This is a genomic window from Bacillus sp. RC251, from assembly GCF_044908765.1.
GTDB lineage: Bacteria > Bacillota > Bacilli > Bacillales > Bacillaceae_G > Bacillus_A > Bacillus_A wiedmannii.
In genome coordinates this window covers 24,327-40,814 of record NZ_JBIYDP010000019.1, presented here as the reverse complement: position 1 = coordinate 40,814, position 16,488 = coordinate 24,327, and the positions used below count along the sequence as shown (strand labels likewise).

The 16,488-nt window shown below is 35.2% G+C and carries 22 protein-coding genes; 12 read left to right on the top strand and 10 right to left on the bottom strand.

From position 1 onward, the window contains the following. The first annotated feature begins 59 nt into the window (after positions 1-59). The 4 genes from ABH961_RS28520 to ABH961_RS28505 all read left to right on the top strand — a co-directional run bounded on the left by ABH961_RS28520 (position 60) and on the right by ABH961_RS28505 (position 3,064). Positions 60-404: a helix-turn-helix domain-containing protein gene (locus ABH961_RS28520; RefSeq protein WP_098642051.1), complete on the top strand. Its 345-nt coding sequence runs from the start codon at positions 60-62 to the stop codon at positions 402-404. A 192-nt stretch (positions 405-596) separates the two neighbouring features. Next, positions 597-1,145, top strand: a complete 549-nt coding sequence (locus ABH961_RS28515; protein WP_404520522.1) for a DUF4236 domain-containing protein — start codon at positions 597-599, stop codon at positions 1,143-1,145. A gap of 18 nt (positions 1,146-1,163) precedes the next feature. Further along, complete coding sequence (locus ABH961_RS28510; RefSeq protein WP_404520520.1) at positions 1,164-1,871, top strand: hypothetical protein; 708 nt, start codon at positions 1,164-1,166, stop codon at positions 1,869-1,871. Positions 1,872-1,918: 47 nt separating this feature from the next. Continuing rightward, positions 1,919-3,064, top strand: a complete 1,146-nt coding sequence (locus ABH961_RS28505; protein WP_404520519.1) for an FRG domain-containing protein — start codon at positions 1,919-1,921, stop codon at positions 3,062-3,064. A 167-nt stretch (positions 3,065-3,231) separates the two neighbouring features. Here ABH961_RS28505 and ABH961_RS28500 read toward each other — a convergent pair whose 3' ends face one another. Further along, positions 3,232-3,561 (bottom strand): hypothetical protein, encoded by a 330-nt coding sequence (locus tag ABH961_RS28500; RefSeq protein ID WP_404520518.1) that lies wholly within the window; start codon positions 3,559-3,561, stop codon positions 3,232-3,234. A gap of 1,601 nt (positions 3,562-5,162) precedes the next feature. Here ABH961_RS28500 and ABH961_RS28495 point away from each other — a divergent pair. The 4 genes from ABH961_RS28495 to ABH961_RS28480 all read left to right on the top strand — a co-directional run bounded on the left by ABH961_RS28495 (position 5,163) and on the right by ABH961_RS28480 (position 7,540). Further along, positions 5,163-5,990 carry a ParA family protein gene (locus ABH961_RS28495; protein ID WP_086397646.1) on the top strand — a complete coding sequence of 276 codons (828 nt, stop codon included), beginning with the start codon at positions 5,163-5,165 and terminating at the stop codon, positions 5,988-5,990. After that, entirely contained in the window at positions 5,983-6,342 is a 360-nt protein-coding gene (locus tag ABH961_RS28490; protein ID WP_016128330.1) for a hypothetical protein, read from the top strand. Before ABH961_RS28495 ends, ABH961_RS28490 begins: the two co-directional genes overlap by 8 nt. Before the next feature lie 107 nt (positions 6,343-6,449). Continuing rightward, entirely contained in the window at positions 6,450-6,800 is a 351-nt protein-coding gene (locus ABH961_RS28485; RefSeq protein ID WP_088110513.1) for a hypothetical protein, read from the top strand. Between the two features lie 119 nt (positions 6,801-6,919). Further along, entirely contained in the window at positions 6,920-7,540 is a 621-nt protein-coding gene (locus ABH961_RS28480) for a DUF3967 domain-containing protein (protein WP_404520516.1), read from the top strand. Between the two features lie 37 nt (positions 7,541-7,577). Here ABH961_RS28480 and ABH961_RS28475 read toward each other — a convergent pair whose 3' ends face one another. From ABH961_RS28475 to ABH961_RS28455, 5 genes are all read right to left on the bottom strand, one after another. Beyond that, the gene (locus ABH961_RS28475) at positions 7,578-8,183 is read right to left on the bottom strand and encodes a hypothetical protein (RefSeq protein WP_404520514.1); all 606 of its coding nucleotides are present in this window, start codon (positions 8,181-8,183) and stop codon (positions 7,578-7,580) included. Positions 8,184-8,301: 118 nt separating this feature from the next. After that, positions 8,302-10,854, bottom strand: coding sequence for an ATP-binding protein (locus ABH961_RS28470; protein ID WP_404520512.1), 2,553 nt, complete (start codon positions 10,852-10,854; stop codon positions 8,302-8,304). Between the two features lies 1 nt (position 10,855). Next, positions 10,856-11,209, bottom strand: coding sequence for a hypothetical protein (locus ABH961_RS28465; protein WP_404520511.1), 354 nt, complete (start codon positions 11,207-11,209; stop codon positions 10,856-10,858). A gap of 12 nt (positions 11,210-11,221) precedes the next feature. Continuing rightward, positions 11,222-11,575: a glycosyltransferase gene (locus ABH961_RS28460; RefSeq protein ID WP_404520510.1), complete on the bottom strand. Its 354-nt coding sequence runs from the start codon at positions 11,573-11,575 to the stop codon at positions 11,222-11,224. Between the two features lie 124 nt (positions 11,576-11,699). Then, positions 11,700-12,047, bottom strand: a complete 348-nt coding sequence (locus ABH961_RS28455) for a hypothetical protein (RefSeq protein ID WP_088110519.1) — start codon at positions 12,045-12,047, stop codon at positions 11,700-11,702. Between the two features lie 147 nt (positions 12,048-12,194). Between ABH961_RS28455 and ABH961_RS28450 the strand changes: the two genes are divergently transcribed. From ABH961_RS28450 to ABH961_RS28435, 4 genes are all read left to right on the top strand, one after another. After that, positions 12,195-12,422: a helix-turn-helix transcriptional regulator gene (locus tag ABH961_RS28450; protein WP_088110520.1), complete on the top strand. Its 228-nt coding sequence runs from the start codon at positions 12,195-12,197 to the stop codon at positions 12,420-12,422. Between the two features lie 207 nt (positions 12,423-12,629). Further along, entirely contained in the window at positions 12,630-12,809 is a 180-nt protein-coding gene (locus ABH961_RS28445) for a hypothetical protein (RefSeq protein ID WP_088110521.1), read from the top strand. Positions 12,810-12,936: 127 nt separating this feature from the next. Beyond that, positions 12,937-14,202: a Y-family DNA polymerase gene (locus ABH961_RS28440; protein WP_404520507.1), complete on the top strand. Its 1,266-nt coding sequence runs from the start codon at positions 12,937-12,939 to the stop codon at positions 14,200-14,202. Continuing rightward, positions 14,199-14,540 (top strand): YolD-like family protein, encoded by a 342-nt coding sequence (locus tag ABH961_RS28435; RefSeq protein WP_088110523.1) that lies wholly within the window; start codon positions 14,199-14,201, stop codon positions 14,538-14,540. The genes ABH961_RS28440 and ABH961_RS28435 overlap by 4 nt, the downstream gene beginning before the upstream one ends. Before the next feature lie 73 nt (positions 14,541-14,613). Here the strand turns inward: ABH961_RS28435 and ABH961_RS28430 are convergent, their stop codons facing one another. Genes ABH961_RS28430 through ABH961_RS28415 form a run of 4 tightly spaced genes read right to left on the bottom strand, consistent with a single transcriptional unit; the run spans position 14,614 to position 16,478 of the window. Continuing rightward, positions 14,614-15,414 (bottom strand): N-acetylmuramoyl-L-alanine amidase, encoded by an 801-nt coding sequence (locus tag ABH961_RS28430; RefSeq protein WP_404520505.1) that lies wholly within the window; start codon positions 15,412-15,414, stop codon positions 14,614-14,616. Then, complete coding sequence (locus tag ABH961_RS28425) at positions 15,414-15,839, bottom strand: phage holin family protein (RefSeq protein ID WP_151035550.1); 426 nt, start codon at positions 15,837-15,839, stop codon at positions 15,414-15,416. The genes ABH961_RS28430 and ABH961_RS28425 overlap by 1 nt, the downstream gene beginning before the upstream one ends. Before the next feature lie 35 nt (positions 15,840-15,874). Continuing rightward, entirely contained in the window at positions 15,875-16,039 is a 165-nt protein-coding gene (locus ABH961_RS28420; RefSeq protein WP_081257737.1) for an XkdX family protein, read from the bottom strand. Position 16,040: 1 nt separating this feature from the next. Further along, complete coding sequence (locus ABH961_RS28415; RefSeq protein ID WP_098078904.1) at positions 16,041-16,478, bottom strand: hypothetical protein; 438 nt, start codon at positions 16,476-16,478, stop codon at positions 16,041-16,043. Positions 16,479-16,488 lie beyond the last annotated feature (10 nt).

The window sequence follows — 16,488 nt, the reverse complement described above, 5'->3', positions numbered from 1 at the left end:
AGTTAATAAAACAACTTATTGTAGTAGTATGATAGTTCAATATTTATACTTAAATCACTATGATAATCTTTGGACAAACTTTAAAACAATTAAGAAAGTCGCGTGATTTAACACAAGCAGAGTTAGCTGAAACTCTAAATTTAAGTCAGAGTCAAATTAAGAATTGGGAAACCGGTCGATTCCAACCCGATATTCAAACTTTAGCGAGTATCGCCTCCTTTTTCAATGTTTCTTTAGACGTCCTTGTAGGTTTCTCTAACAATTTCGAGGATGAACCAATACAACAAGTCATTTCTGAAGCTAGGTCAACGTATGGGGCGTTAGACAATGCTCAGAAAGAGCGTTTTTGCAATCAGGTATTGTTGTTTATTCGAATGATTAAAGATAACCAAGATACGTTCTGATTTGATTTCATCATAAAAGAAATCATTTCCATTTGCTAGAGGTAAAATTTTACATAATTTTACCATATTATCCAAAGGGAGCTTCGGCTCTCTTTTTTTATTTTCATTCGACAAAATATGACAAAATAGTTGTAACTGTTTTTGTTATGCTTGATGTAAATCTTACATTTTGCACAGAGAGGATGCTATATTATGGGGTTTAAATTTCGTAAAAGCGTAAAAATCGCTCCTGGTGTAAAGATAAATTTGAGTAACAAAGGCGGAGGAGTCAGCGTAGGTGGCAAAGGAGCTCGTGTAACTGTTGCCCCATCAGGAACGAGATTCACTTCGTCAATTCCAGGAACCGGATTATCATATGAGAAAAGACTCAGTAATAAAAATAATAAAAAGAAAAGTAGCACAGGAACTCAACAATATTCACAAGTACAGCCTACGCTTCAATCAACAATTTATGAAGTGAATACTTTTCAATCTAAAGATAATAAAATAAATACTGGTGCTAGAAAGTTGATGAAACCATTTTTCATAATTTCAATAATTGCTAGTGTTATTTCAGCGCTATTATTACCACCTATTTATGCTGTAGTTTTCGTCATATACAGTTTCTTTTGTTATAAAAATTTCAAAGTACCATACTCAGCGATATGCCCTGGTTGTAATAAGGAAAACACAATGTTATTCAAACGTAAAAAGATAAAATGTCTCAAGTGTAGAAGCACACTAATAATTAAAAATAATTAAGAACGGATTGATAAACTTATGAGCAAAAAACTTTTAACAGCATTAGCATGTAGCGTATTACTTATTGGATTAGCCGCATGCTCACCTAACGAAACAGCAAGTACTTCTACTGACTCTAAAGCTGAAGAGAAAGCACAAAAAGAGGCAGAGAAAGAAGCTGAGAAAGCTCAGAAGGCTGAAGAAAAAGCACGTGTAAAAAAGGAAAAGGAAGAACAAAAGGCAGCTGACAAGCAACGTGAGCAACAAGAAAAAGAAGCTGAAAAGGCGAAGAAAGATCAAGAGAAGAAGGAAAAAGAAGAAGCTAAGAAAGCAAAAGGCTTAGAGGATAAATTGAATAAAGCAGCTAGTAAAAAGTTCGGTAAGGATAAAGTGGAATCAATCCAGATAAATGACAACCTTGCTACAGATGACCCTAATGATAAAATTGTATTACTTACTGCTGAAGCGAAAGAAAGTGCAACGCAAAACTACACTAGAAAAGGTATGTGGATGGACACTATATCTATTCTGAAGGATTTGAAGGATGAAAAAGGAATTAGTGAAATTACGTTCTTCTACAAATACCCGTTAGTTGATGCATACGGAAACGAGAAAAAGGATAATGTCATGAAGATTCAATTGAACCGTGAAACTTTGGATAAAATTAATTACGATAATTTATTACATGACAACTTGCCTAAAATAGCTAATCAATACTGGGAACATCCTGCTTTAACTAAGAAGTAATCGGCACTCGAAAGAGTGCTTTTATTATTCAAACTTTGGAGGTTATTATGAGATATTCAAAACGTGAAATAGATGGTTTTCCTACACCTAAGGAAATTGTAGTAGAAGATTTATCAAGTTATATTCAATTATTCTCCAATGGAGAATTTACAAATAATTATTTTAGAGGTGAACCCACTAATTATCACAATACAATATCTTCAGGTTTAAGAGATGTATCGTCTAATATAGGGTTTGATGCACAAATAGAACCACATACAGAAGTTCCATTCCTCAGTATGAAAAAAGAATTCAAGAGAGAAGTTTGGCATAAGTTATCTTCTGACGAACGAATGCATTTTTCAGCTTTCTCTCAGCACCATGGGATTCCGACAAACCTTATTGATATAACTAGTTCGCCATTAGTAGCATTATATTTTGCTTGTCAACGGTTTAAAAATGTACAGGATGGTAACAATCAATTTGATGAGGAAAAAGGATTTGTATACTCATTTGAAGATAAATTCGTTGATATTACAGATATTTTAACTAAGTTTGAAGATGAAAATATATTAGAAATATTTGCTTTTAATCAAAATGATATATTTATGGACATGTACAATCTATTCTTAAAATTCAAATTAAAGAATCCTTTTACATTTTACAATCATTTTAATAACTTAATAAAAGAACATCACGAATATTTCAGCAACTACTTTGATTATATTATCCCTCGAACTCTCGAACCATATAATGATGGAGCATATGAATTAAAAATATGGGATTACACTTTGAGTATCATAGAGGGAGAACCGAAATTAAAAGGTTTTTATCACCAAATAGAAGATGTCTCTGCTACAGTTTTTTTATACACCGCTTACCTACAATCGTTTTTAAATTATATACTAAGTTTTACCACAACAATTTGGTGGTTTAATCATATAATGCCTAATTTTAAATATGCACCTATATTAACTTTTGAGCGTGGACGTAACCAACAAGGATTATTCATATATCAAACGTATTTGAATTATATCGAAGAAACATATAATACCCCAGTTGCAGTACTTCAAAGGATTTGGCCTAATAAAATAATTGTGATTAACAACAAAGAAAAAATACTTAAGGAACTTGATTTTATGGGGATTAACGAAAAATTCATCTACGGCGGTTATGATCATATAGCTTCTTACATAAGAAATAAATTCAAATAAAATATAGATTTGAATCGTATTTCTCAATGACCAATATTACTTAATGTGGTAAAATAACACTTGGATTGGCGTCCAATACATATTATTAAAATTAAAGTGGTTCAAGTCGGAGGAAGGCACCTTAGGGTGTCTTTTCTTTTAATAAAAAGACGCATAGAGCGCCCCTTTTAATTCGTACCATTTTTTTCTTTCATGCGATCCATTTCTGTTTTAAAACAGTCGGTGCAGATATCTTTGTATTTTCCTAACGCAGGAATTATTCCATAATGAATTGTAGATTCTAATTCTCCACAATCCTCACAAATTTCATTTTCTATACGTTCAACATCATTACATACGATAACCGTAGCTATAAATTCACTTTCATGTGTAATACATTCACAAGTCTTATTAGTTATTGTAAATTCACTCTCACGAAACCCCGGTTCTCCAACTCTTTCTTTTTCAATAGTTATGTATCCTTCTTTACAAATTGGACATGAAAAATCATTAACCATTTTCATTCCCCCTTCATAGATCTTTAATCTAATAATAGGATAACATATGAATATCTAAATTTTTGATATTTAAGCGTTAATTTTATAATCTGTTTTCTTAAATTTCACGTACCTTATAGAGTTTGTAAAACCAAATTCAGCAATAAGGCTTATTCTACCATCCATCCTCTTATCCTCTACCCGAATAAACATTAATTCTCTTATTTATTCCTCTATCTTAGTGAGTCATTCCCCCAGATCTTAAACAATCTCAAGTTTTTCATCTTTTCTTCATAATTAAGCTTGACTGAAGGTCTTGAGGGTTTTTATCATGTGGGAACGATTATGGAACACGGCTGGAAGGCAGATTTATCCCCTATTCTGAAAGACTACAAAAAAGTAATCAGTCAAAATAGATGGATAAGCGTCTTGTTTTCGCCATGCGGTCACTTATAAGGTATCCGTGTGTATAGACCCTGTTCACTCAGCGATCTTCACCGCATACATCCTTTTACTATGGCTTGTCCTTGTAATATCGTCCCTACACGACAAACTGAATGTACTCCCTAGCACCGTAATGCTAACGATAACCTCCCGAACCTTTTAGAGAATCGTCCCTGGGCAAGTTCTCGCCCACCCTCACCAGAAGAACAGGATTCCAATGAGGGGTGCTGTTTTTGTAGGCGTATACTTTGTACCCCCTGCACGACCAACAGCTAGCCACGCCTGTAACACGTTCCCTCTATATAGAAGCACGGAATTACGGCTTATCAGTTTTTATTTACGTGGTATCAGGCAATTCCACGCGAACAAAAACAAAAAGGCATCCCAAATTCCTAAATGACCTGTACAATCACAAGACTTCTAGGATTAGAGATGCCCGTTATATATCTTTTGGACTACAAAATAATCAAAACTAGTATTTACTAGTTGATATTTATCCAAACAATAGATAAAATGGGTATATCAAAGAAGCCTCGTGAAAAGGCATAGTTGTTTAAGAAAGTGATGGTACACTACTTAAACGTAAACACTGTGGTTGAATACAGTTTATTCTAGTAAGTGTTGGTCGCAATTACTAGAACTGAGTCATTCCCGCTATCGGTTGGCGCCAATAGCAAATGGGAGTGGCTTTTTATTTTGTGTTCATATTCAATTGTTGTATGAATCTTCGTTTATATAAAATATCAAATTATGTTTTGTTTTGTAGAATGTTGCTTGTTGTGTACTACGTTACAACAAGCTTTTTTGTTTGTAAATGCCTCTATAAGCCCGCAATATACCACTCTACATAAAATTCGAATTTCATTTTTATACTTTTATAAATTTATACTTTTATAAAAAACTAGTTTTTCAATAACAGAATGATAGATTTTTTATACTTTTATAATTTTATAAAAGTATAAAAGTATATTTTTATAAAAAATATGCTGATAAAGCCTGATAATACAACATTTTGAAAATAGGTTTTAAAAACTATCATCTATTTACAATTTGATTTTAAACTTTTTATAAAAGTATAAAATTATAAATTTATACTTTACCGTTGGTTTGTTGTGTTATAAAATCAAATTATAAATTTATAAAAGTATAAAAAAACTTTTTTTACGAGGTGACGGAAAATGTGCAAAGTTATCACAACTGGGAACTTCAAAGGTGGAGTTGGGAAAACTACCAATGCTGTAATGTTGGCTTATACATTCGCGAAACAAGGAAAGAAAACTTTATTAGTAGATTTAGATCCGCAAGCAAATGCGACTGATTTACTATTTAACACAATGAAAAAAATATATTCAATCGAACCAGAATTCAAAAGAACATTAGCTATGTCACTTATAGATGCAAACTTACAGAGTGCGCTGATTAATGTACTGCCTAACTTAGACTTACTTCCTTCTTACGAGGATTTACAAACATATGAAAAATTCCTTTTCAGAAACTTTGAGGATGACTTCTCACAGGATACATATTTTGCAAAACAATTAAGTGCAATCAAAGGAAATTATGATTACATTTTTATCGATGTACCACCACAATTAAATAAATTTGCAGACAGTGCATTAGTCGCTAGTGACTATGTAATGGTTATTTTACAAACACAAGAAAGATCATTAAAAGGCGCTCAGAAATACGTTGAACATGTATTCTCGTTAGCAGATGATTACAATTTACCATTAGAAATTATTGGGGCATTACCTGTACTAATGCAAAACGGTAATGAAATTGATAAAGATATTCTTCAAGAAGCCGAAGAGATTTTTGGTAAAGCTAATGTATTTAATAACATCATTAAACAAATGGCGCGTTTAAAGAGATTTGATAGAACAGGAATCACTTATAATCTGAAAGATGTTCATGATAAAAACGTTCATACTGTATACCAAAATATTGCAGGTGAAGTCGAAAAACGAATTGAGATTTTGGAAGGAATGACAACAGTAAATGGATAACAAATTGAATATAGACAAAGAACAACTTGGTATGAGAAGAAAGAAAACTGAAGGATCAGTAACCTTTACACCTGAAAGTAAAGAAAATCAAGAACGTAGTTTTCCTGACGATGAGAAGCTCTTTGAAAAACCTAAGAGAAAACTTACTACAAAAGAGTTACCAAAATCTTTCCGTGTTTCATTAGAAACACACACAGCAATATCAACACTTGCTACAATTGAAGATATGAAAATTTATGAAGTAATAAATATGTTAATTGAAGAAAAAGTTGCTTCGTTACCTACACCGAAACAAAAGTTAGTAAAAAACGCTGTAAAACAAGTGCTTGAATCGAAGAAAAGTCGAGAATAGGAATGAAGTTAAACTTTATTCCTATCTAAATAAACGCATTTATAATTTTATAAAATTATAAAGTTATACTTTTATAAAATTATAAAAATCAAATAGGAGTGATACCTGTGGAAAGTAAAAGTAAATCTTTTGTAGTAACTGTGACACCCATTACTGATAGCTCAGATTTAACTAACCAGCCTGATCTCGCTAACATAGAAAAAGAAATACAGACACCAGAGAAACCAGATCAACGTTTAGTTCCATCTAAAACTGCTAAAATTTCACCGGCCGTTTTGCTAAAGCTGAATACTCTTAAACCATTTATTCAGGAACAAGAGAGTATGGATAAAACATCAATTAACAACATCATTGATATACTTGTTGAAAGCTATGTAGATACTCAGCTGGTAAATCGACATTCTAAAGCATATAAAGATATGTACAAGCGTCTTTACGAGACGTTAGAAAATAAATAAAAGACAGAAGTGTCCTTGCTTTTAGGATACTTCTTTTTTTATTCTCAAAAGTTTTTAGGGAGGATTGTAGATTCTTAGGGAGAATGTTGCAATAGGAACGAAAGGGGGAACGGATACAAATGGATCAGGAACAGTGGAACGGGAATCGTGACTCATTAGAGAAATCTTATTGGACAAAGGAAGTTGCTGAGACGCTTGGTATAAGCGATAGCTATTTACGTAAATGGTGTTTGGAACTTGAGAAGAACGGATACAAGTTTATCAAAGTTAAGGACGGAAAGAACAGAGAGAATCGAGCTTTCACGGAACATGACTTGATTGCATTACGAAAGTTTCAATCGCTTATCGGGAACGCTGGAACGACACGTTCTATGGCTGCTAAAGTCATTGCTGAAGAATACAGTTCAGAAGATAGGAACGGCGGAACGGGAGCTGTTCCTGCACCTCTTATTAGAGATAATGATCGTGAGAAAGCCTTGGAGGAACTAAAAAAACTAGCCTTCAATAGTTGGAAAGATGAATTAAAATCAGAGCTTAGAGAAGAGATTAAGCAAGAGCTTAAAGAAGAAATGCAGCAACAAATGAAAGAGGGAATACAATCAGCAGAGGAACGTCTTGGTGAACATTTAAAGAGCCATGACGAACTACTCATGAGGACGATTCGCGAACAGCAAGAAACAAAAAAGATGTTAGCTGCAGCGCAGGAGAAAAAGAAATGGTGGCAGTTCTGGATTAAATAGATTAATGTGTAACGAAACAAAACACCAATAACCCGTATCAAGAAGGGGTATTGGTGTTTTGTTCTTGTAATTCTTTAACCAATTTAGTTAATTCATTAATTTGTTCATCTTTTCTTTTAATGATAGTAACCGTTTTTTCAACAAGTTCATCTAATTGATCCATTTGTTCGCCCATTTCATTAGATGTAGCAGCATACTTTCTAACATCCGATAATAATTTATCTAATTTCTCATTTCGTTTTGCAGCAGCTTTTAATGCTTCTCGTTTATTGTTATATCCTATAGATACAAATACAAAACCTAAAGCAATCACACTGGCGATAGTACTCATTTTTTCCAATGTATTTTCAGATAAAGAAGTAATACTTAGCATATATGGGAAACAAACAATGCTAGCAGCAGCTAGAAAATATAGAAGATTACCTAATAAATCTGCGAAATATGACAAGAATTTACTATTACGATCTTCTTTTAATCTATCTATGGAGTCAGAGAGAGTTAAACAAAAACCTGATATGGAAATCCCTGTTACTAACGCTGGAGGAATTACTGTGACACCTATAAGATTGCAGATTCCAAGATAAATTATTGCGAACCCTATGAATATTGTTATTTTATCCATATTTTCATACCAATTTTTCATTGTTTTTAATCCCCTCTATATTAGAAAATTTATAATTTGAATTATATATTAAATTGATTTCTTATTGTGATTTATTATTCTACATTCTTATTAGGCGACATAACATATATATTGCCTGTTATCCTTGTAACTCTTCCCATCTTCTACCGTACAACTGGGTGTGCTGTTTAGTTAGGGAAGAGTTACTATATTTCTGCTCAACTGGTGGTTTCATTTTGCAAATAAATGCATGTTGCAGATCACCACCGGCTCTTACAGAAATGATTGCATGGAATCGTGGTAATCTTGCTGCATCATCGATTGAAATTGTTGGTTCCAGTCGATGTTGGGACAACTCAAATGTTTTAATGTGGTCATTTGAGAAAAGAATTTGTTGAACTCCACCGCCCTGTAAGTTCTCCTGCAAAGAGTGCGGTAACTTATTCCAATGATGGAATGCATATAAAGCTCCAAGACGTTCCTTGCGCCCTTCCGTGCCGATACGCCCCATCAACTTAGTTAATCCCTCTGTAGCGTACTGCTCAGGTTCATTAAATACAACGAAACACCCCCGACTCTGTTCTGCTTTACTCATAAGCATGCGTGTCATAAATGTTTTCAATGTAATCCAATGGACAAGCGTTTTAGATGCTAACTCACCTAATTTTCGGTTTGGAATGCGGATAATTACTACTTTTCCTTCCTGCATCCACTTAGCGAAATCCACTTCCTTCTTCGGATTTTGTGAAAAGATATCATATAAAGTGTCATTGCCAAAGAAGTCATCTAATCTATTCAACGCTGCATCAGCCTTGCTTCCTAACTCTTCGTTATCTCCCCAGGACAGTAGCTCTTCTGCTAATCTTTTATTCCCTTCTTGGAGCAGTTGCTCAATTACACTTACACGAAACCCCTCATCCTCTAAGATTCTCTTAATGTTGAACAAAGAACCGCCTGATGCCTTTGCTGCTGCTTTTAAGTAACGTTTAGAACGGGCCATCTTTTCCATATCTCCAAAGAAATCTATAACTTCATCTGCGAACCTACTCGCACCCTTACGCCCTAACTTGGTAATTACTTCAGTCAGATCCATAGGAACAATGTAATTTTCATCGCTCAAATCAATATCTATTATTTTGTCACTTGGTAGAGCATCCCTTATACCATCAGCCATGCCACGCTCACCTGCTTCGCAAATTACTTCAGGGATAATAGCGCTAATACCATGATTTAAACAACCATCTACTACCCAATTTTTTATGGCCGTGTCCTTCCCGTTCCCTTGCCCACCAATGAAGGTATATCCTCTATACAATTCATCCGGATTGCTAACAGGAAAATAGATTGGTATTTTCTTATCTTTTAATTCACTCTCTCCTAAATGAATCCCATTTAGATCGCATAATACACTTGGAATATCTGTTTCCGTTCGTTTCTTCACGCTTAATGCTTCCTCATAACGTCTTTGCAGTTCCGCTGTAGGCATTTGCATGGCTAACTTAGCCATTTCATCAGTCGAGATTAAATTGACGTTACCGTTCATTTTCGTACGGTTGGAGAGGTGTAATGTATTTAACTCTTGGAGAACTTCTTTCTTTCTGCTCTTTATGTTAATTTTAACGCCGTGTATTTCGTTATTATCAGCTATTTCACTGTATGCGAGGGATAAGGTTTCACTAATCGTTTCACGCGTCAGGCGGTCTTGTGAGTGCGCTGCTATGCGTATATGACTTTTAAAAACAGGATTATTTAATTTTTCACGACTTGCATTGCTAATATGACGCGAGTTAATCTCATCCTCCAGGCTAAACGGCTTATCAACCACTTTCCCTTTCTCATATGACTTATTACTTTTGAAAAAGGTATTGGCCAAAGCATTAAATAAATCCGTAATTAAGAAATTCACTTCATTCACAAAGCCACCGAGTGCCTGCTTTGAAGCGCCTAAAACCATCCTGGAGTTAACAGTGGCTCTTTGCGGAACTTTCCCCTTAGAAAGTTTCTCATACGCCCAAGATGCGTTCTTTATCCACTTCTGACGGTTCTCTGCTTCATTACATACACTTAACCGCGCAAAGTCTCCATCAAACTGTAATTCGTCTATCGTGTTCATGACTGCTGCAATAGGTGTCTTCTGCTCATTTGCGTTTGTGTTCAAGCTAAATATATCGTGTTTAAGATACTTTAACTCCTGTACTATCGTATTTTCTTCCGGGACTTGTATTTGTTCAAGTGACGCTTCTTTAATCGTGACATGCATTTTATTTTCTAACTTTCGTTTTAATTTGATTGCTTGATACTCTGATGTAGATACATAAAACTCAATTTTCTTCTGGCCGTTCTCTTGTTTGAATATCACATCAAACCAAAACGAATCCTTTTCGCGATATACAAAGCGGAGTCCGTCCCGTTCCAGACGCGTTCCTGGCGCTTCGTACATTTCATACATCTTATAAATGGCTTTCCACAATCGGCGCGTGTTATTGGTAACATTACTGTGGGGAATGATGCGATACACAACCATTTTGTTTTGCTGTATTTGAAAGAAATCCGACCAAGCTATTGTTTCAGTACGTTTCCACCACTTCTTTTTATTCTTCGGTATTTCTGCCGGCACACCACCAAGATAAAGCGCAGGATAATAAAACTTCTGCTCCTGATCCGGTAAATTCTCTTCCTTTTTCTCATCCACTTCACACACCCCCAAGGATTGTAAGCGCAAGGATTAAAAGTGCTGTATACCAACTAATTGTTTTCATCATGCTTCCTTTTCCTAACATGGATGAAATGATAATAAAAGCACCGGCTGCTATCGTTGTATATCCCATCAAGTCAGGAAGACTCACAATAAACCAATCCCATAGTAATGCGCTGCACTCTTTAATGAAATGACCAATCGGTTTTAAAATGAATTCTATTTCTGTATGAACTATACTGTCACTAAAGTTGTTCAAAGCATCCAAAAATGAACCTTCCTTTGCTTTTTCACCAATATAACCGCCTGCATTTGCTAAAACCATTTGACCGCCATCTAAGATGAATTTCATGATGTATCCCCCTTAAATTCCTGTTAGAAAATCACGGATATCTACCGCATGCCGAGCTAGCACGTATCCACAAGACACACCAATTAAAATTTCTAACGCCTTTGTACGATGACCCAAGGACCAACTTGCTCCACTGAAGATAATGACAAGTACTACTCCTGCATCAAAAGCGTTCATGATCGCCCCATGGACGTTTCCAAAAGTGCTATTAACTGTAGCTGCAAACGCCGCTTTGGGTAGAATCATGATAAGTGAACCGATAGTACCGGTAATAACTCTTTTTAAAACGGTAATATCACTTTTCTCCTTGTTTTTGTAACTGCCATCCATAAACGAACGGAACGGTATTACCTCTGTTTTCGCCATGATGTACACCTCTCACATGTTATTTTTTTAACAGGACATACTAACGGTAAAACCTTAAAAATGGAGGGATCCATAATGCATGTAGCTATCGGTGTAGTAGTAGGAGCGATTATTGGTACATTAGTTAATATTTTCGTGGGCTAGATGGCATAAATGGCAGTGAACTTGGGGGAGTTTGCTGCTTCTTTGTTTGCGATTTAAGTTGTTGAATTCGTTCGGATGCCGTTGGTTGTGGTTTTGATTTTAAAGATGGAGTAGAAGTTACTATTTTTTCTGTTTTAATTTCCGTTTTCTCTGTTTTCGGCTGTTCAGATTGCTCCGTAGTCTCTTTTTCTACCTCTGCAAGGCTCATAGCTTCCCAAATTAATTTCTTCACGTATCCGCTGAAATTACGACGTTTAACGTGTTGTAACATTAATCTGTCTTTCTCGTTCTTCTCATTAAAAGCTACAGGTTTACTGAATTTAGCCATCAATAACACTCCCTTTTGGTAGTAGCGGTGATATCGCTTTGTTAAAAGATATTTCGTGCTGCTTGAACAATATTCAATCTTTTTTGAAGTTTAGAAAGTTTGATTTTTGGACAGTATGATTAAAAAGGAGTAAAGGAGCGTTTAATAATGTTCGGGTTAGGAAAACGACGTTCTAAGTTTGGTAAATTTTTAGACAAGAACGGAATTTCACAACAAGACGTAGTAAGGGAGAGTGGAGTTAACAGAGGGACAGTCAGCAGGATTTGCCAAGGAGATGCTTTTTCTCCTTCTATGAAGAACGGTCAAAAAATCATTCGGGCATTAAAAAAAATGACAGGGAGAAATATCGAATTTGATGACTTTTGGACTATGTAAAACGATAATATCGGTATTACCAAAATAGGCATAAAAAATAGCCCTACTTTTACAGTGGACTTGTTGGTTAGCTATAAGCGCGCTATACGCTATTAGCTATATGCGCGGGATATGCTTTCGTTGCACGTCTAAAATAATTTTACTATTCCGCGAATTTTAGTGATCAACTGTTATATTATACATAACTACAAAGAGAGGATGATTAAGATGGTTAAAAAGACGTTCGTTCAAAAACTAATTGATATGGGGTGCGATGCAAAATCGTATATAGACCCATACATACGAGGTGAGATAGTAGAAATTAATGGAGTAGCTTATCTGTATAGAGATATTCCTAAAACGGAATACGGTTATATCTTAAAGGCGCATCTCAGTTCGAAAGAGTAATTGTCAACGTTCTATTCCGGTCGGCTTAACAGCCGGCTTTTATTTTTTTTTGAAAAAACCTCTTCATAAAAGAACGTACATTCGTATATAATAAGAACTAACGTTCTGTTATTTAGGGGGAATAACGGTGTATAACTATTCAATATTGCCGAATCGAATTGTTTTATGTGTAGATCTTCGTTCGTTCTATGCCAGCGTATCGTGCATCAAAATGGGATTGGACCCACTTCACACGAAATTAGCTGTAGTTGGTGATGTGAATAGGAGTGGTTCAATTGTTTTGGCTGCAACTCCACCATTAAAAGCATTAGGCGTTAAGAAAATGGCGAGATTGTATGAGATACCACGTCGAAAAGATATCCTTGTGGTAAATCCAATCATGAGCACTTACATAAAATGCTCCAATTTCATCACGAAATTAGCTCTACAATATGTTCCTGTTGAAGATTTTCATCAATATTCCATCGATGAATTCTTCATGGATATTACGGATAGTATTCATTTGTTCGCTAACGATCCGTATGAGTTTGCATTGAAATTCAAGCGTGAAATATATGCGAAGACACGAATTGAATGCACGATAGGAATTGGTCCTAATCCTTTAATGAGCAAAGTAGCTTTAGATGTGGAAGCAAAGAAAACGAAAGATTGCATAGCATACTGGAAGTACGAAGATGTACCCATAAAATTATGGCCAATACGACCACTTAGTAAATTTTGGGGAATTTCGGGTAAGACAGAAGCGAAGTTAAACCGAAAAGGAATACATTCCATCGGGGATTTAGCGAAATATCCACTTAAATACTTAAAGCAGAACTTTGGGGTCATTGGCGAAGAATTACACTTACATAGCAACGGCATAGACTTTAGCCGCATATCAGAAAAGTACATCCCAGCAACAACATCTATTGGTAAAAGCCAAATACTTATGCGCGATTACACCATAGAAGAATTCCCGATTATTCTACTGGAGCACATTGAAGAAGTTTGTTATCGAATGCGTAGACAAAACAAACTAGCTCAAACTATCCATTTTTCTATTGGTTACAGCAAGGATTACGCTGGTGGTTTCAGAAAAACTCATACTATGAACCGACCAACCAATTTAACAATGGATATATATAAGATTTGTACATATTTTTTACACGAGTTTTATACTGGAGAACCCATTAGATCCATCAATGTTTCTTTAACTAACTTAATCAATGAAGGCGAAGAACAAATATCACTATTCGATAATGTAATACAACGAGAAAAAGAAATGAAACTAACTAAAGTAATGGACGGAATACGCACTAAATTTGGAAAGAACAGCATATTAAGAGGAATTTCGTATACAAATAGTGCAACAGCAAGATACAGGAACACATTGTTAGGGGGACATAAAGCATGAACAACGCTAATATGCCAAAAGGAAGAGGAATGGTTAAATGGACTCCGTTTGCTGCGATGCCGGAGCAATTCGCTGGTATCCGTGAAATTATTAAAGAAAAGACGAAGGTAGAACGACCTACATTAACCCAAGATGAACAAGAACTTATTGAAAACATGTTGTTATGTTCGTTACTTTCTGAAGAAGAAATAATGATTACATATTATGAAGGTGGATTTTTACTTACCAGTTATATGACCGTCGTTGATATTGATCCGCTGAATAAATCTATAATTTGTACGGATGCATTTTACAATAATATGACGTTGAAATTTATCGATATTATTGATGCGAAATAAAAAAGGCCGCCCAACAGGACGGCTTTTGTTTTTGTTAATCAAACTATTCTTTTATAAAAAACGCCTTAAAACATTAAACTTCTTTAACGTTGTCTTCCCTTACAAATCTACCACCGCCGATATCGTACCACCAATGAACTCCATTTTTTTCAGGGACAATAGCGAAAAATGTATGTTCAGAACCAGTTGGCAATACTTGAATCACGTTATCAGCGATAACAGGACGACTACGTAGATTCACATTTACATTACAACGAAGACGACCTTGTCTCCATTCTGTAGGAGCAAATGGAGGCTCGTTGGCTTGAACATTAGATTGAGTATTATCTTTGCTGCCATTACCTCCATTAATCGAACGACCGACAATAACTTCAGCCACCGCTTTAGCTGCTTTATCGAAGTTATCACGAAAAGCTTTCATGTCATTTTCGTTATCGATAAAACAAATTTCAGGTAGTAATCCTGTTTTAGTTTTATTGATCCAACCTAGTTCTGTTGAGAATTTGATGCCACGATCTCTTAAACCAAATGCGTCAGCCATTGCCTTTGAAATCTTTGCTGCTAACTCTCTATTTCCGTATGATGGGTGTAACCAAACTTCGCATCCAGTACCACCTGGTGTAGCGTTCAAGTGAAACTGTAAATCTACAGTGCTATCTTTTACTCGTAAGTGATTATTTGCTGCGTTATTCCAAACATCATCCTTTGTCGTTCCTACTTCATCAGAACAATTTACATAGCTCCATCCTGCTGCTTGTACATATTTTGCAACTGCATCAAGAAAACGTCTATCCTCTACATGTTCTTTCCCGTAATTACTGTTTGCACCTTGAACGATAGAATTATGTCCACCTGAACCAGCAAATTTACCCATTATTCAACATCTCCTTTTTTCTCTACTTGTTTTTGTTTACCACCTAATATTTCAACCGCATTTGTTAACGCTGAAGGTAAAGGAATCCCCATACGTCCTGCATTTTCTAATATTGATAACAGTTCATTGCCCATGAAGAAGAAAATAGTCGCTTCACGGACTGCGCTATTACTACCAATTGCAGCATCTACTTGAGCAGCTACACCAACCAACAAAAAAAGCACCACCTTTTTGGCGATGCCTTTAAAACCAATTTTACTTTTTAATTCTCCGAGTATAGTTGCAGCAATCATTCCTGTAGTGTAATCGATAATTGCCATTGTGACTAAGACCTGCAACGTCATATCCCATCCTCCCAGAAAATATCCACAAAATCCTCCGAATGTGAATACAAATGTTTTCATTAATACATCAATACGATCCATTCTTTCACTCCTTTATGCAAAATAAAAAAGACCAGCTATTGCTGCTCTGTCAGCACTTCCTCATTACCTACGATTTCCTTGTATTGTTCTTCGGTAATCTTTTTAAATGGTGTCCAAAACTTTTTTACATCCTCTTTTTTATAAATTTCCATTTCGTAATAACGCTTAATATTTTTGTACCAAAAGTCTTCCGTTAACATATTACAATACCCCCTTCTCTGCTAAAGCAAATAACATCACGGCTTGTTGTTCATCCCTGTGCTGATTCATTAAATCTCTCTCGGCTACCATTAGTAATAATGCGGCATTTTCCTGTTCCGTCACTTGTTGTTTATCCTTCATTTCAGTAATAAGGGCGTTGAGTTTTTCAATTTCACTTGGTTTATGCGGTTGCGGCTTATTCATTTCTTCTAATTCTTCTTCCGTGATCGTTTCAATCCACTTTTCTCCATCCCATACAGGTTTCCAATTTGGCTGCGGTAATGGTATTTCTGTGGCGTTTTCTGGAATGTTTTTGTAAACAGGAATCCATTCAATCACATTCCCGTCATTATCTGTTGTAGTGTCATATGAAGGGAATATAATCACATTTTCTAAATATCTTCCTGTTTGTTTGTCGTACACATAAAATGTTCTCATATTTTTAATC

Bases quoted from the DNA above. Each gene is read 5' to 3' on its own strand.
- ABH961_RS28460 (WP_404520510.1), bottom strand. From the start codon at position 11,575: ATGGCGAAAACAGAGGTAATACCGTTCCGTTCGTTTATGGATGGCAGT.
- ABH961_RS28450 (WP_088110520.1), top strand. From the start codon at position 12,195: ATGTTCGGGTTAGGAAAACGACGTTCTAAGTTTGGTAAATTTTTAGAC.
- ABH961_RS28500 (WP_404520518.1), bottom strand. From the start codon at position 3,561: ATGGTTAATGATTTTTCATGTCCAATTTGTAAAGAAGGATACATAACT.
- ABH961_RS28425 (WP_151035550.1), bottom strand. From the start codon at position 15,839: ATGGATCGTATTGATGTATTAATGAAAACATTTGTATTCACATTCGGA.
- ABH961_RS28445 (WP_088110521.1), top strand. From the start codon at position 12,630: ATGGTTAAAAAGACGTTCGTTCAAAAACTAATTGATATGGGGTGCGAT.
- ABH961_RS28505 (WP_404520519.1), top strand. From the start codon at position 1,919: ATGAGATATTCAAAACGTGAAATAGATGGTTTTCCTACACCTAAGGAA.
- ABH961_RS28515 (WP_404520522.1), top strand. From the start codon at position 597: ATGGGGTTTAAATTTCGTAAAAGCGTAAAAATCGCTCCTGGTGTAAAG.
- ABH961_RS28520 (WP_098642051.1), top strand. From the start codon at position 60: ATGATAATCTTTGGACAAACTTTAAAACAATTAAGAAAGTCGCGTGAT.
- ABH961_RS28430 (WP_404520505.1), bottom strand. From the start codon at position 15,414: ATGGGTAAATTTGCTGGTTCAGGTGGACATAATTCTATCGTTCAAGGT.
- ABH961_RS28510 (WP_404520520.1), top strand. From the start codon at position 1,164: ATGAGCAAAAAACTTTTAACAGCATTAGCATGTAGCGTATTACTTATT.
- ABH961_RS28495 (WP_086397646.1), top strand. From the start codon at position 5,163: ATGTGCAAAGTTATCACAACTGGGAACTTCAAAGGTGGAGTTGGGAAA.
- ABH961_RS28465 (WP_404520511.1), bottom strand. From the start codon at position 11,209: ATGAAATTCATCTTAGATGGCGGTCAAATGGTTTTAGCAAATGCAGGC.
- ABH961_RS28490 (WP_016128330.1), top strand. From the start codon at position 5,983: ATGGATAACAAATTGAATATAGACAAAGAACAACTTGGTATGAGAAGA.
- ABH961_RS28475 (WP_404520514.1), bottom strand. From the start codon at position 8,183: ATGAAAAATTGGTATGAAAATATGGATAAAATAACAATATTCATAGGG.
- ABH961_RS28415 (WP_098078904.1), bottom strand. From the start codon at position 16,478: ATGAGAACATTTTATGTGTACGACAAACAAACAGGAAGATATTTAGAA.
- ABH961_RS28435 (WP_088110523.1), top strand. From the start codon at position 14,199: ATGAACAACGCTAATATGCCAAAAGGAAGAGGAATGGTTAAATGGACT.
- ABH961_RS28420 (WP_081257737.1), bottom strand. From the start codon at position 16,039: ATGTTAACGGAAGACTTTTGGTACAAAAATATTAAGCGTTATTACGAA.
- ABH961_RS28480 (WP_404520516.1), top strand. From the start codon at position 6,920: ATGGATCAGGAACAGTGGAACGGGAATCGTGACTCATTAGAGAAATCT.
- ABH961_RS28455 (WP_088110519.1), bottom strand. From the start codon at position 12,047: ATGGCTAAATTCAGTAAACCTGTAGCTTTTAATGAGAAGAACGAGAAA.